The organism is Curtobacterium flaccumfaciens (assembly GCF_018598405.1).
GTDB lineage: Bacteria > Actinomycetota > Actinomycetes > Actinomycetales > Microbacteriaceae > Curtobacterium > Curtobacterium aurantiacum.
Window position 1 is genome coordinate 34,218 of record NZ_JAHEWS010000023.1, and the last position, 14,697, is coordinate 48,914.

Genomic DNA, 14,697 nt, shown 5'->3' on the forward strand with positions numbered 1-14,697 from the left:
AGCTTGCGCTCCTCTACTCCGGCATCGAGCGACGCCGGAGGACTGCGGCGGTGGAATCGACCGTCGGTCGGAGTCCGCGGGGCAGGTCCGCGTCGAGCGCTCCAGAGAACAGGGGGAGGACGATGCGTGCTCGTGAGCCTGATTGGAGCCGCCGAAGCGATCTTCCTGCCGATCGCCGTCGCCATCATCACCGCGCGGGTCACGCTTCCGGCCAGCCGGCACCGGATCGCCTCGAACGCCCATCTAGACGCAGCACGACGTGAGCGGAACGTGCGCCAGGTACGCGCTCGCGCCCAACCCCATCAGCGCGCAGCTCCCACGGAGTCAGCCGGCGTGACCTGCACATCGAGCGGCGCATCCGGAGCTACGGGGTCGCCGGACGGCACTGACGACTGCGCCTCCAGATCCGCCCGCACCGACGCCGACACCCCGAACAGCAGCGTCGCCACGAACCCCACGACGTACGCCACGATGAGCCCCGACCCGTATCCGAGCAGTGCCCACCCGTACCCGGATGAGCCGTTCAGCAGCGGGATGAGTGACAGGTCCGAGGCCCCGATGGCGATCGCCCCGACGGAGTGCCCGAGCTGGTCGAACAGCCCGACGACACCGCCACCGAACGCCCCACCGATGCACGCGGTGATGAACGGCCGCCCGAGGGGGAGCGTCACGCCGTAGATCAGGGGCTCGCCGACACCGAGGAAGCCGGTCGGCAGCGCACCACGGATGGTCCGCACCAGCGAAGCGTTCGATCGGAACCGAACCCACAGCGCGATGCAGGCACCGATCTGTCCGGCACCTCCCATCGCCAGGACGGGCAGCAGCACGGTCCACCCGGTCTGGTCGATCAGGGTGGTGTGGATCGGGATGAGTCCCTGGTGCATGCCGGTCATGACGAGCGGCAGGAACAGGCCCCCGAGCACGAAGCCGGCGAAGGCCCCACCGTTCGCGAGCAGCCAGGTCGCAGCGGTCCCGATCGCGACCGAGACGACACCGGCGACGGACATCAGGATCCCCAGCGTCACCGACCCGGCGACCAGCACGGTCACGGTCGGCACCACGATGAGCGCGATGACGTCTGGCGTGACCCGGCGCATGAACCGCTCGACGTACGCGGCGAGGATGCCGCCGGCCAGCGCACCGAGCACACCGCCCTGCCCAGGCGCCAGGGTCTCGCCGAACACGGTCACGTTCGCGACGCCGGCCGCGACGATGATGCCGCCGACCGCGCCGCCGAGGATGGGCGTGCCGCCGAACTCCTTCGCGGCGTTCATCCCGACGAACACGGCGAGTAGCGAGAGGAAGCCGGACGACAGCACACCGAGGAACGGCGTCACGCCGGGCACCCACCCCAGGTTCGTCAGGATGCCGTTGATCCCGGCGATCAGCCCACAGGCGATCAGTGCGGGGATGAGCGGGATGAAGATCGCGGAGATCTTCCGGATCGCGCGCATGGTGCGGCCGTCGGAACGAGCCCGCGCAGTCGCCTTGATCGACGCACCGCGAGCAGCGAGCTCCTCAGGCGACGCACCAGGCCCACCAGCCGCAGCCGACGGGGCGGCCGCGCGCAGGGCCTCCAGGTCGTCGGCCACGCGGTCGACGAGACCCGGGCCGAGCACGATCTGCAGGTTCGAGCCGGCCGCGATGGCGGCCATGACGCCGTCGGTGGCCTTGAGGTCCTCGAGCGCGACGGAGGAGTCGGACACGACCTCGACCCGCAGGCGGGTCATGCAGTTCTCGACGTCGGCGATGTTCGCGGAACCGCCGACGGCGTCGAGGATCTGCTGGGCGAGTTGCTGTGCATCGGGCATTGCTGTGCTCCTCGGGGGAAAGGAAACGGAAAAGGGGAACGAGCTCTACAGCACGGCGCGCAACGAGCCAGCAGCAGCATCGAGGCGAGCACGCACGTCGGCAGCCGAGGCGCCGGTCAAGATCACGGCAATGGCGGTCTTGACCTCGCCGTCCGAGGCATCGAGTGCCGCCTGGACCTCGGCGGGGGGAGCGCCGGTCACGTCCTGCACGAGCGAGAACGCCCGCGCGACGAGCTTCGCGTTCGTCGCCCGCACGTCGACCATGCGGTTGCCGTACGTCTTGTGGCTGCGCACCATCGCGAGCGTGGTGAGCATGTTCAGCACGAGCTTCTGCGCGGTGCCCGCCTTCAGGCGGGTCGACCCGGCGATGAACTCGGGCCCAACGACGACGTCGATGGCTATGTCCGCCTCCCGCCCCGCGGCCGAGTCGGGGTTGCACGCGACGGAGACCGACAGGGCGGAGCGGCGCCGGGCCTCCAGGATGGCTGCGATGACGTAGGGCGTCCTGCCGGACGCGCTGATCCCGACGACCACGTCGTCGGCCGTCAGGCCGAGCGCGTCGAGGTCGCGGACGGCGGCTGCTTCGTCGTCCTCCGCGCCCTCCACCGCGGTGGTCAGGGCTGGGTTGCCGCCGGCGATCACGCCGACCACCTGGCTCGGGTCGGTACCGAAGGTGGGCGGGCACTCGCTGGCGTCGAGGACGCCGAGCCGGCCCGGCGTGCCGGCGCCGACGTAGACGAGTCGGCCACCACGCGCAAAGGCTGCGGCGATCGAGTCTGCCGCCAGTGCGATGGCCGGGAGGCACGGCTCCAGTGCCGCAGGCACGCTGCGGTCTCCGGCGTTCATGCGCTGGGCGGCTTCCAGCGTGGAGATCGTGTCGATGTCGTCCAGCGAGTGGTCGGTCGCCTCGGTGGTGAGGGCGGAGAGTTCGTCACGGAGGGCGTCGTGGGTTTCGTGCGTCTGGTTCATGGTGGTGCTCAGTTCCGGTGGTGGGTGCGGACGGCGTCGCGGCTGCGGGCGAGGAGCGGCTGGGAGCGCTCGTCGGTGCGCTGCGCGACGACGATGAACAGGGTGTCGACGATGGCGAGCTGGCTCATCCGGCTGCCCATGGCCGCGGGGCGCAGGGCACTCTCGGCACCGGCGACACCGAGCAGGACGTAGTCGGCGGTGACGGCGAGCGGGGCGGAGGCGTGGCCGGTGATCGCGACGATCGTGGCGTGCTGTGCTCGGGCGGCGTGGGCGACCTCGAGGGTCTCGACGGTGGAGCCCGAGTGGCTGACGAGCACCAGGACGTCGTGCTCGCCGATCACGCTCGCCAGGGTCAGGGCATTGTGCGGGTCGTCGGCGATGGAACTCACGATGCCGATGCGTTCGAGCTTGAGGTGCAGGTCGCGGGCGACGATGCCGCTTGCGCCCACGCCGTACAGGACGACGCGGCGGGCATTGGCTAGTTTTCGTGCTGATTCGTCGAGTGCGTGCGGGTCGAGCGCGGCACGGGTGTCGGCCATCACCGCTCGGACGTCCTCGGTGACCTTCGCGATCACGGTGGCGACGTCGTCGTCGACCGCGACCCCGGCGTGGATCTCGGTGGACTCACGCTCGTGGATCCCGCGTTCGACAGCACGGGTCATGCTGCGCTGCAGGGCGGCGAAGTTCGCGAACCCCAGGTGCTGGGCGAAGCGGGAGACGGTGGCGGGGGAGACCCCGGCTCGGCCGGCGAGGTCGGTGGCGTTCGTGGTGGCCGCGGCCGCCGGGTCGTCGAGGACGGCGTCGGCGATGGCGCGCATGCTCGACGGCATGCTCGCCGACTGGGTGCGGACGAGGGCGAAGGCGTCGGCGCGCTCGGACCGCTCGGTGATCGTCATCCCGCCATGAAAGCGTCTTTCGTGAGCGAGCGCCAGTGCTGAAAGTAAATTGCGTGTTACGTGGTGCGGGTGGTGCGGGCGGTCGTGCTGGTCAGGCCTGCGGGGTCGGGGATACCACGACGGTCGACGCCTGCAGGTACCTCCGCGATCGACGTGCCGCTCGCAGCAGGATCGGCGTCATGATCAGTGCGGTGATGAGCAGTGCCGCGCAGAGGAACTGGGCGAACGCCGAGCCGAAGACGTCGTCGTCCGCGAGCCTCGGGAACTGGATTCCGGCGATGCCGATGTAGAGCAGCAGGAACTGGGCGAGGGCGAGCGGCTGGTAGGTGCAGAGCAGTCGTGCGTGCTCGCGTGCTCGGAGGGCGAGGTCGGATTCGCGCGGCTGGATCGGACTGCCGGTCTTGATCGCTTGCGTCAGCATGCGCTTGCCGGCAGGGGAGAGTCCAGCCGTCGTGGCCTGCATCGCGGTCGACATCCCGATCGTCGTTGCGAGGATCGAGAAGGTGCCGGCCAGGCCACCGACGGACGCGCCGAAGCCGACGACGGTGAGGACTGCGACGGCGCCCGACTCGGTCGTGGCCAGCTGCCAGCCGATGACGGCGCCCACGACGGCTCCGATCAGCGCAAGGAAGGTCGTCCGTCGCCAGGCGCGCCGTGCTGTCAGTTCGAGTTCCCCCATGCCCTCAACCCTACGAGCGGATCGCCCGACGGTGACGACGACCCAGACGGCAGGGCGATCGCGAACGACCTGCTGTGGGGGCACCTTCGCCGCCACAAACCAAAGTCACCTCGAACCTTGGAATCGCGCGGCGCGAGGAGATTCTGGTTGTTCGCAGGGCAGTGGGCGCGACCGAACTCGCGGCGCGGGCGGCGGGGCGGAGGTGAGGCGGGCCTCCAGGCCGGACGCCGTCAGGCGACGCCGCGTCGCGGACGGAAGACGCCCGCCCGGACCAGCCACACGTAGAGCAGGCAGCCGATGCAGACGTCGAAGACGGCGTTGAGGAACGCGGCGACCAGGGCGACCGCGGCACCGATGGGGGCGGCGTACGGCACGCCGAGCAGTGCGAGGAGCAGCGCGACCACGGTCACGAACAGGCCGACCTGCTGGGCGAAGGTCGGGGGTTCCGGGGCCTCGAGTTCGGCGGGCGGGGCGAGGCGCGGGCGGACGACCCGTCGGAAGAGTGCGCCGTAGGGGTGTCGGCGGATGCCGGCGATGCCCCCGACGGCGAACAGCACGACGATGACCGCGAGCAGCACGATGCCGGCGACCCACGTCTCGGGGATCAGCGTGAGGACGATCGTCGCGGCGAGGAACACCGTGGTGATGGCGGCGCCGAAGCGTGGGGAGCGCGGGTCGATGCCGCGGTCGGTGTCGGTTGTGGTGGTCATCGGGACTCCTGGGTGCCGGTGGTGTTTGAGGTGTCCGTGCTGCCTGCGGTCAGGACGGCGTCGAGGGCTGCGGCGAGCTCGGGTGGGCGGGGTGGGCCTCCGAAGCGGGTGCGAACCGTTCGGGAACCGTCGAGGAGCAGGACCGTGGGGGTCTGCATCACGTCGAAACGCCGGGCGAGCTCGGGGTGTTCGGCGAGGTCCACCTCGAGGCGGCGAACGCCCTCGTGTTGGTCTGCGACGGCGTCGAGCAACCGGCGCGTGGCCGGGCAACGAGCACACGTCGGCGTCGAGAACTGGACGAGGGTCGCGGCAGAGCCGTAATCGCCTACGGAAGCAAGGTCGTCGGCACGCAAACGGCTCGTTTTGGTGGTGCCGCTAGCAGAGCGGGCACGACCTGTCCCGTGGCGGAGGACCACCCCGATGATCGTCGCCAGGATGAGTATCCCCACGACCACACCGACGGCGGTTCCGACTGTCATGCGGCGACGGTACGCCCGGTCGGTGCGCACCCGGTGAACGTGACCGGATGTGACGCGACGGTATCGACGAGCACGAGCCGGGAGCGGCCTATTCGGGTACGCCGAGCCCTTGGCACGCAGCCCACTGCTCGGGTCGACGCGCTGCGATCCACTCGGTGAAGGCCCCGTATCCGCGGTAGTTCGTGAACACCACGAACTGCTTCTTCTTCCGGTCGTTCCAGGCGGTCAGGCTGATGAACGTCGGCCCGCCGCCGTTCGACTGACTGCCGTACGACAGAGTGTGGATGTCGTCGACCTCGCGCCTACGCAACTTCCCGAACCCGGCCTTTACCTCGTAGTGCCGGTCGTACACGTTGACGCGGTCGCCAGCGAGCGCCAGTCCGATCACGAGGAATGCGACGCCCAAGGCTGCCATCACCCCGAACGTGGGATCGCTGTCGCTCGGGGTGGCCAGCATCTGCACGATGAAGCCGGGAACCCCGATCACGATGCAGGTCCCGCCGAGGATCAGGAAGACCATCCCTGGGAACCTCGGTCGGCGGACGACGAACAGTGGCGTTTCGCTCTCGTTCGTCCCGGTTGCGCCCTGCGTGTTGATGCTCTCGGTCATCGTTCCCCCTTTCAGACACCGTAGCGAACGGATTCCCGCACCGCAGGAGTAGCGTGCCGCCGGCGATCCACGGCGTCGCATCGCAGGCGAGGCGAGCCGTACGATCGTGCGCGTGAGCTTCGACGTGACACCCGGGCGGTACCGGCATTTCAAGGGGAACGACTACGAAGTCGTCCTGGTCGCCCGTGACGTCGAGACCGAGGAGCCGGTGGTCGTGTACCAGGCGCTGTACGGCGAACGGGGGCACTGGGTGCGCTCGCTCGCCGACTTCACCGCGCACGTCACGCGCGACGGGTACGACGGGCCGCGGTTCGTCCCCTTGGCCGACTGATCGCGGAGGCCGGACTGTTTTGCCGGCCCGCTGAGAGCGCTCATGTCCGGCGGTTGGCAAGGGTTCACTGTCGGCTGCACTGTTCTCGGCGCTCGGGGACCTTTGACGAGCGGGCAGACCTGACGGCGTCGCGCAGATTGGCGCCGTCCCCGACCGGGAAGAGCAGGGTGCCAAGGTGACCTACCCCGATTGATGCGAGAACGACCGCATCGATGATGTGGGTCGCGAAGATCATCGCGGGGGCGCAACATGACGCAACCAGGAGCGGCCCGCTCACCGCGACGACGGCCTCGCGGAGAGGTGGCAATGAGTTGCGCACAACGTGGGCGAAACCGAGCCTCGCGACGACATGGACGTGCGACCGTTGCGCCGACAGCAGGCCAATGGCGAGGAGATGACCGAGTTCATGGCAGAGATTCGAGACGAGAAACGCGAGCACCGCGAGCACCGGTCCGTACGTCGCTCCGCTGCCGAGAAGCGTCGCCATTGCGAGTGCGGTCGTCACCGTCAAAGGAAGTGCCGCAGAACCGACGACTGCCAGGACGAGGCGCACGTACAGCGAGAATCTCTTCGCATCGCCAGAATCCACAAGCGCTCCCGCAGTGAAGGCCGTTCTCCATCGGCTCTCGCCCCCAGCGATGAATCCGTGGTCGATCGCTGCGCGACGCCTCGCGTTCGTGTCGGTCCGGAGCGACAGTGCGAACTCTTCACATCGAACGGCAGGGCCCTCCGGACTACAGCACGGTGGCAGCAGTCGGGAGATCATCGGGACGAGGTCAGTCGGATGCACGTGGTCACCGACCCTGCTACCAGCAGGCAGATACAGCAGATACTTCCGAGCACCTTCAATGGTCCAGCGAGCTGATCCAGATAGGAGATGAGGGAGCTGCATCCCAGGTACAGCACGGTCGTCAGCATCAGGCCGACGCTGCCTGACATGGGCTGCGTGTCGCTCCACGGGACGAGGGCGCCAGCGAGTGCCGCTGACAGGAAGAGCAGCGTCGCACGGAAGACCATCCCCGGGAGCTCGTCGAATTGGACGACGCCCAGGAGGAGGGCTGCGCCGCTCAGGCCTGTCCAGGCGAGGGCAGCGGCGACGACGTGCGCCACTGCAACGGGCGCGAACCACCACGTACGGCGACGACCGAGCGCGGTGCCGGTCCAAGCCCATGGCAGGACGCGCCCCGGGCCGAAGAGGACGAGAGCGCATCCCGCCGAAGGAACCGCCATGGCCAAGCCGTCGCGTACCTCTGCTGGAACGCTCGGCGGGAGCGCCCAGGCCGTTGTCGCCAACAAGCAGATTGCGCCAGCAATCGCGAGGGAAGTCTGCGGCGCACGAATCATCACCAGGAGCTGGGAGAGGAAAGGCCCCTGCGGTCCACGGAGTATCCGATCGGCAGGGAGAAGCGCGAACGCAGACGGGACCGCCTTCGAAGTCGAGATCTTGCTGACTGCCCAGACGAACACAATCGTCACGACGAAGTAGCTCACGAAGACCGGCCACGCCAGATCAGGCCTCCGGCTGGTCGCGACATCGCTGATCAGCCTTGGGAGGGAGAATGCGGGCGCGTCATCGGGAGCCAAACCCGAGGGCACGACGACGCCGGGGCCGAAAGCGACGAGCGCAGCGCCGATCGTCACTGCGCCACTGATCGTCGACGAGACGGCGAAGGGTGTTCGGAGCCAAGACTGCATCAAGCTCCCTACTGCGTGCAGCAGGCCTTGGGCGAGCGCTTCAACGAGAGCGACGCCTGCGAGAAGCGCGACCACGTATCGCGTCGCCTCGATGAGGTCGAGAACACGACCTGCCACGAGCATCGCCGGGACGCACAGCGCCGTCGAGCCGATTGTGGTGAGCACGGTCAGTGGAAGCGATCTGCCGATTGCTCGAGCGCTGTTCGTCACCGGTAGGAGGCACAGAAGGTGGTCGAGGGCCGAGCCCGCTGGGGCAGTGAGCGCGAGGACGACCGTCACCAGCGCCGCGCTCAGCAAAGCACCACTCGCCGCGGTCTCCACCATGAACGCTGCGATCGGTGCCGGCACTTGGCTGCTCAACGTCGAGACTGTCGTCAACCCGAGGACAAGTCCGAGTGCAAGGATGCCCGCGACGGTGAACGCGGCGCAGAGGAGGACTCGCAGACGTGAGACGTTGAAGGCTCCAGCGAGTTCTGACATCCAGACCAACGCGGTGGCGCGCGCGACCGTGATGGTCTGGCTCACGGGTGGGGGCGAGCGCGAAGGCGCAGGGCGGCGTAGCCGACGGTGATGAGAACGACCGTCACGAGAAGCCCCAACCCGTTCGGCGTGAACTCAACCGATGGCAGCCCGTTCTCCGTGCCGACTGTGGCCGAAAACACGAACGGAATCTCAGCGGGTGTCCCACTGACGGCTGAGGTGGCGATCGTGGCAGCGATCGCAAGGAAAGTGATAGCGATGCCGAGCACGAGCCCGATGAACGTCACGCTAGCGGTCTTCATGAATTTCCTTATCGTCGGGGGTGAACAAGGCGCGGAGCCGGTCGGCGCGTGTAGCCATCGACGAAGCGCTGCTGATCCGCGCAGAGAAGCATTGGCCGACCGAGCCATGGCTGGAAACGATCTCCCGGGTGCGACCCGAAGCAACAATTGCTCCGTTGTGCAGCATGGTTATGGCCTCACAATGCGTCTCGGCGCGCAACAAGTCATGCGTCGCCATGAGGACCGCTCCGCCTGCCGCGGTGAACAAGGAAAGGCATTCTTGGAGGACTTGCGCTGTGTCCGGGTCCAACCCCCTGAACGGTTCGTCGAGGATGAGGAGCGAGGGACTGTGCGCGAGCGCACACACCAATTGAAGCTTTCGCTTCATGCCGTGGGAGTACGAGGAGATCGGCTTTGCGAGTGCGTTTCGTACCTGGAGGACACGTGCGAGGGACATTGCTCGGGACGAGTCATCGCGGCGACGGAGTGAATCATGCAGGCGCAGGTACTCGCGGCCCGTCAAAGACTGGGGAAGCGGGAGATCATCGGGTGCGAAACCGAACCGCATCCGAGCGACGGCTTGGCTGACCGTCACGCCATGGTGAAGGACTGATCCGCGGTCCGGGTCGATGATGCCCGTGATCACGTGCAAGGCTGTGCTCTTCCCGGAACCGTTCGAGCCGAGGAGCCCGTGAATGCTTCCGGGGACGATGGTCATCGAGAAGTCGACCAGTGCAGGGCGCCCGCTGTACGACTTGTCGACTCCGATCACCTCCAGGACAGGATTCACGTGCTCCTCGTGCATGTTCACTTTCGGCAGTACACCTTCCATGTGCCGCCGGCGCTGAAGGACGGCATGTCCATTGCCGGGTACATGCCCTTGTTCTGGCAGGTGATCCACCACGCGGTGATGAGGCCGACCGCGAGCAATAGTGCGATCGCGATGAGCACGAGCACAACGACTCGGTCCTGTTTGAGAGCGAGTCGATCACGCATCGATTCGACTCCGTCGGTGATCGCCGATTGTGAATAGAGCGCTCCGTTGAGCACGAGGTTCGACATGAACCATCCCCTTTCTGGTCGAGCGTTAACGTATCACCGATGGAATCTAGTATGTCAACACCAATTCGAGGAACCCGTGCCGTTGTCTGACGCCGCCCCTAGGCTTTCAGCGCACCGGAGAGCAAGGGGGAGCGCATGCAGATCGGCGTCGACGGGCACGTGCTGCTCAGCCCGAGTGACCTGAGCACGTGGTCCGCATGCGAGTGGGCGTTCCTGCGCCGCCTCGACGCCAAGCTCGGTCACGGGGAAGCCCTGCCCGACACGCACGACGACATGCTCGAGCGCACGGCTCGGCTGGGGGACCAGCACGAGCTCGACTACCTCGACATCCTCAAGCAGACCCGCGCCGTCGTCGAGTTCGACCGCCCCGCCCCACCGGACTACGCACGCGCCGCAGCCGAAGCACGACAGGCCTTCGCCGACGGTGCCGACGTGCTCTACCAAGCGACGTTCCACACAGCGCCGACGGCCGACGCCCCCGGGTTCATCGGCTTCGCGGACTTCATCATCCGCAACGACCGCGGCGAGTACGAGGTCTACGACACCAAGCTCGCCCGCCACGCCAAGATCAGCGCCCTGCTGCAGCTCGCCGCCTACGCCGAGCAGATGCAGGCGCACGGCATCCCCACCGGGCAGCAGGTGCACCTGGTGCTCGGCGACCGGACGACGACCACACACGACCTCGCCGACATCGCGCCGGTGTACCGCACGCAGCGCGCCGAGCTGCAGCGGGTCATCGCCGAGCGCATCGCTGCCGACGAGTCACTGCAGTGGGGTGACCCGCGCTACTCCTCGTGTGGCCGATGCGCCGTGTGCTCGACCCAGGTCGCCGAGCACCGCGACCTCGTCCTCGTCGCGGGCATGCGCCTGGACCAACGGGCCAAGCTGATCAAGCACGAGGTGCGGACGATCGACGACCTGGCGATCCGCACCCGGGCAGTACCGGGCTTGTCCCGCGCGACGCAGGATCGGCTGGTACGGCAGGCGAGCCTCCAGATCGAATCGGAAGACGCCCGACGGAAGGGCGCCGACGGGCCGGGTCAGCCCGTGAGGCCGCGCTTCGAGGTCCTCGACGCCCGCGCGCTCGACGCGATCCCGGCACCCGACCCGGGCGACGTGTTCTTCGACTTCGAGGGCGACCCGCTGCACACCGAGGACGGCGTGCACTGGGGCCTCGACTACCTGTTCGGCCTGGTCGACGACCGCGCCGAGTTCACCGCGTTCTGGGCGCACACCATCCGCGACGAGCGAGGTGCGCTGGAGCAGTTCCTCGCGTTCATCGAGGCCCGGCGGCAGCAGTACCCGGGCATGCACATCTACCACTACGCGGCCTACGAGCGGACGCACCTGCTGTCGCTCGCCGCCCGGCACGGGGTGGGTGAAGAGGCCGTCGATGACCTGCTGCGCGCCGGGGTCCTGGTCGACCTGTACCCGATCGTCCGCAAGGCCCTGGTCGTCGGCAGCCACAGCTACTCCATCAAGAAGCTCGAGCCGCTGTACATGGGGTCGGACCTGCGCGAGAGCGACGTCACGAACGCTGCGGACAGCATCACCGCTTACGTCGACGCGATCGAGGAACTCCGGAACGGCGACGCCGCCGAGGGGCAGCGGATGCTCGACCAGGTCGCCGACTACAACGCCTACGACTGCCGCTCGACCCTGCGCCTGCGCGACTGGCTCCGCTCGCTCCGCACCGACGACCCCGACGCGGCCGACCCGTCGCTCGAGCTCGAGGTCCCGCCGATCCCCGTCGAGCGCGAGCCGAACCCGGTGTACGTCGCCCTGGCCGCGCAGCTCGAGGACGTCGACGCCCTCGACCGCACCCCTGACCAGACCGCGTTGGCGCTCGCCGCAGCGGCGATCGACTACCACCGCCGTGAGGCCAAGACCTTCTGGCAGGACCACTTCGACCGCCTGCGGAACCCGGTCGACGACTGGGCCGACACGCGTGACGTCCTGGTCGTGGAGCGTGCGTCCGTCGAGCGCGACTGGGACACGCTGCCGCGTGCCCGCTCGCAGTCGCGGGAACTCCGGTTGTCGGGGACGCTCGCGCCCGGCTCGCGGCTCCGGCCGGGAGGCACGCCCCACCTGGTCTACGACGACCCACTTCCGCCATCCGTCGCCTCTCCGGGCCCCGGATCGAAGGGCGCGTCGTCGCGCGCCGTGATCGTGGACGTCCGGGACAACGGCGATGCCGTCGAGGTCCTCGTGAAAGAGGGACTGCCCGTCGGTGGCGAACCGCACCACGAGTTCCCGGTGGCCCTCGCCCCGTCGGCACCGCCCCGCGCGAAGCCGCAGCCCGAGGCGATCGCGTGGTGGGGCCAGGCCGTTCTCGACGAGCTGCCGGCGATGCTGCCTGATCCTGCGCTCGACCTGCTGCGACGGGTGCCCCCACGTGGCCCGATCGTCCCGGTGCAGGCCGACGACACGGTGTCGGCCGTGGTGTCGACCCTGCTCGACCTCGACCGGTCGTACCTGGCGATCCAGGGCCCTCCCGGCACGGGCAAGACCTACGTCGGCTCGAACGTCGTCGCTCGGCTCGTCCGCGAGTACGGCTGGCGCGTCGGGGTCGTCGGCCAGTCGCACGCAACGTCGGAGAACTTCCTGGCCTCGGTCGTGAACGCCGGCGTCCCCGCGGACCGGGTCGTGAAGGTGCCGAAGTCCGGCGCGGCCGAGGACGAGCTCGACGCCGCAGCCTGGACCCTGGTGAAGAACGGTGCCGCGGTCGCCGCGTTCCTGTCCTCGTGCGAGGCCTCGGGCACCGGCGGTGTCGTCGGTGGCACGGCCTGGACGTTCGCGAACGAGTTGACGATCGAGCGCCGTTCCCTCGACCTGCTCGTGGTCGACGAGGCAGGGCAGTTCTCCCTCGCCCCGACCATCGCGTCGTCCGTCGCCGCGACCCGGCTCCTGCTGCTCGGGGACCCCCAGCAGCTGCCCCAGGTGTCGCAGGGCTCGCACCCCGAGCCCGTCGACGAGTCCGCGCTCGGCTGGCTCGCTGACGGACAGCACGTCTTGCCGCCCGAGTTCGGGTACTTCCTCGCCCGCACCCGCCGCATGGAGCCCGCGCTGACCGAGTCCGTCTCGGCCCTGTCCTACGACGGGCAGCTGGCCTCGATGGTCTCCGGGCGGCACCTCGACGGCATCGACGCGGGTGTGCACCCCGTGCCGGTCGTCCACGCGGGCAACACGACGTCCTCTGCTCAGGAGGCCGCCCGCGTCGTCGCCCTCGTCGGTGACGTCGTCGGTCGCACCTGGACCGACGATTCCGACACCCGTGCGCTGACCGACGAGGACGTCATCGTGGTGGCGCCGTACAACGCACAGGGGGCACTGATCCGGCAGGAGCTCGACCGCGCTGGCTTCACCGGCACTCAGGTCGGCACCGTCGACCTGTTCCAGGGCCGCGAGGCCGTCGTGTCGATCGTGTCCCTGGCGGCGTCGAGTGCGGCGGACATCCCGCGCGGCCTCGACTTCCTGCTCATGCCGAACCGGTTGAACGTGGCGATCTCGCGGGCGAAGTGGGCGGCGTACCTCGTGCACTCGCCGGCGCTGACCACAGGGCTGCCCCCGTCGATCGCGGGCCTGTCCCTGTTGTCCCGCTTTGTCGAGCTGGTCGAACCGGCTCGCTGACCCCGCGGGGGACACCGCTGCGCGGGAGGCTCGACAGTTGCGGATGCATGACGGTTCCGGTTCACGAACCCCGAGCATCGTGAACCAGAACCGTCAACCGCGCGAGACCTTGGGCCCACCCGCCACGTCGTGACGCCAGAACGAGGGGCTGGCCGGACCCGCCGTCGTCCTGGAACGGTGGAGGCATGGGGGAACACACGATCACCACGGACCGGCCGAGCCCGAAGGGGACCGCCCCGCTGACACTCCGCGCCCGCAAGCCCGGGTACGCCGTGATGCAGCAGTGTCTTGCGATCCAGGCCGAAGCTCCGGCGCGGACCGGCTGGCAGCGGTTCTGGGGTCACGACCCGCTGCGGCCCGAAGCCCGTTCGTGGTTCAAGGGAGCCATCGGCGAGCGGCAGGTCGCCGCACAGCTCGAGGAACTCGGCCCGGACTTCACGGTCCTGCACGCCGTCCCGATCGGGAAGGGCAGCACGGACATCGATCACGTGGTGGTCGGTCCGACGGGCGTCTTCTCGATCAACACGAAGAACCACTCCGGTCACGCGGTCTGGGCGGGCGGACGCACGCTGATGGTGAACGGCCAGCGGACGCCGCACATGCACCGAGCGCTGGCCGAGGGGGAGCGCGCCACTGCACTGCTGTCGGCGGCAGCGGGCGGTCCGATCCTCGTGCAGCCGATCCTGGTGGTCGCGGCCGCCGAGCTCCGGTTCGGCACGAAGCAGCCGGCAGCCGTGATCCTCGAGCCCGAGCGCGTGGGGAGCTGGATCCGCGGTCTCCCACGTGCACACTCCGACGAAGCCGTGCGCTTCCTGTCGATGCTGGCGGAGGAACGGGGCACGTGGCACGTTGACGCCGTCGTCATCAACGACACACTCCGCCAGGTCCAACGCTTCGAACGACTCGAACGGGACATCGCCGCCGCCAGCTCTCGCCGGAGCCTCATGCGTCGCGCCCGGGTCCTCGCGGTCCTGGCCGTTCCGGCGGGCGGCCTGCTCGGGTACTGGTGGGCGGTCGCTGCCACGGCGATGGCGTCCTGAGGGCGATCGCTCCGAGCCGCGGAC

General features: G+C 68.8%; 15 protein-coding genes. 3 read left to right on the forward strand and 12 right to left on the reverse strand.

Annotated features, from left to right (window positions below; genetic code table 11):
* Positions 1–302 precede the first annotated feature (302 nt).
* The 7 genes from KK097_RS13890 to KK097_RS13920 all read right to left on the reverse strand — a co-directional run bounded on the left by KK097_RS13890 (position 303) and on the right by KK097_RS13920 (position 6,154).
* Positions 303–1,811 carry a PTS transporter subunit EIIC gene (locus KK097_RS13890; protein ID WP_214545220.1) on the reverse strand — a complete coding sequence of 503 codons (1,509 nt, stop codon included), beginning with the start codon at positions 1,809–1,811 and terminating at the stop codon, positions 303–305.
* Positions 1,812–1,856: 45 nt separating this feature from the next.
* Entirely contained in the window at positions 1,857–2,780 is a 924-nt protein-coding gene (murQ, locus tag KK097_RS13895) for an N-acetylmuramic acid 6-phosphate etherase (RefSeq protein ID WP_214545221.1), read from the reverse strand.
* Between the two features lie 8 nt (positions 2,781–2,788).
* Entirely contained in the window at positions 2,789–3,676 is an 888-nt protein-coding gene (locus KK097_RS13900; protein ID WP_214545222.1) for a MurR/RpiR family transcriptional regulator, read from the reverse strand.
* A gap of 91 nt (positions 3,677–3,767) precedes the next feature.
* Positions 3,768–4,355, reverse strand: a complete 588-nt coding sequence (locus KK097_RS13905; RefSeq protein WP_214545223.1) for a hypothetical protein — start codon at positions 4,353–4,355, stop codon at positions 3,768–3,770.
* 230 nt (positions 4,356–4,585) lie between these two features.
* On the reverse strand, positions 4,586–5,065 hold the full coding sequence (locus KK097_RS13910; RefSeq protein WP_214545224.1) for a DUF4395 domain-containing protein: 480 nt from the start codon (positions 5,063–5,065) through the stop codon (positions 4,586–4,588).
* Positions 5,062–5,544 carry a thioredoxin family protein gene (locus tag KK097_RS13915; RefSeq protein ID WP_214545225.1) on the reverse strand — a complete coding sequence of 161 codons (483 nt, stop codon included), beginning with the start codon at positions 5,542–5,544 and terminating at the stop codon, positions 5,062–5,064. The genes KK097_RS13910 and KK097_RS13915 overlap by 4 nt, the downstream gene beginning before the upstream one ends.
* A gap of 88 nt (positions 5,545–5,632) precedes the next feature.
* A complete protein-coding gene (locus KK097_RS13920) occupies positions 5,633–6,154 on the reverse strand; it encodes a hypothetical protein (protein WP_214545226.1) in 522 nt (173 codons plus the stop codon).
* A gap of 112 nt (positions 6,155–6,266) precedes the next feature.
* Here KK097_RS13920 and KK097_RS13925 point away from each other — a divergent pair, with 112 nt between their 5' ends.
* A complete protein-coding gene (locus KK097_RS13925) occupies positions 6,267–6,485 on the forward strand; it encodes a DUF1653 domain-containing protein (protein WP_307858433.1) in 219 nt (72 codons plus the stop codon).
* 64 nt (positions 6,486–6,549) lie between these two features.
* Here KK097_RS13925 and KK097_RS13930 read toward each other — a convergent pair whose 3' ends face one another.
* From KK097_RS13930 to KK097_RS13950, 5 genes are all read right to left on the reverse strand, one after another.
* Positions 6,550–6,990: a hypothetical protein gene (locus KK097_RS13930; RefSeq protein ID WP_214545227.1), complete on the reverse strand. Its 441-nt coding sequence runs from the start codon at positions 6,988–6,990 to the stop codon at positions 6,550–6,552.
* Positions 6,991–7,247: 257 nt separating this feature from the next.
* Entirely contained in the window at positions 7,248–8,705 is a 1,458-nt protein-coding gene (locus tag KK097_RS13935; RefSeq protein WP_214545228.1) for a hypothetical protein, read from the reverse strand.
* Positions 8,702–8,962: a hypothetical protein gene (locus tag KK097_RS13940; protein WP_146237741.1), complete on the reverse strand. Its 261-nt coding sequence runs from the start codon at positions 8,960–8,962 to the stop codon at positions 8,702–8,704. The genes KK097_RS13935 and KK097_RS13940 overlap by 4 nt, the downstream gene beginning before the upstream one ends.
* Complete coding sequence (locus KK097_RS13945) at positions 8,949–9,746, reverse strand: ABC transporter ATP-binding protein (RefSeq protein WP_250896772.1); 798 nt, start codon at positions 9,744–9,746, stop codon at positions 8,949–8,951. The genes KK097_RS13940 and KK097_RS13945 overlap by 14 nt, the downstream gene beginning before the upstream one ends.
* Before the next feature lie 2 nt (positions 9,747–9,748).
* Entirely contained in the window at positions 9,749–10,003 is a 255-nt protein-coding gene (locus tag KK097_RS13950; protein WP_214530158.1) for a hypothetical protein, read from the reverse strand.
* A 135-nt stretch (positions 10,004–10,138) separates the two neighbouring features.
* On the opposite strand from KK097_RS13950, the gene KK097_RS13955 reads away from it, so the two are divergent.
* Positions 10,139–13,633, forward strand: a complete 3,495-nt coding sequence (locus KK097_RS13955) for a TM0106 family RecB-like putative nuclease (RefSeq protein ID WP_214545230.1) — start codon at positions 10,139–10,141, stop codon at positions 13,631–13,633.
* A 185-nt stretch (positions 13,634–13,818) separates the two neighbouring features.
* Positions 13,819–14,673 carry a nuclease-related domain-containing protein gene (locus KK097_RS13960; RefSeq protein WP_214545231.1) on the forward strand — a complete coding sequence of 285 codons (855 nt, stop codon included), beginning with the start codon at positions 13,819–13,821 and terminating at the stop codon, positions 14,671–14,673.
* The last annotated feature ends 24 nt before the right edge of the window (positions 14,674–14,697 follow it).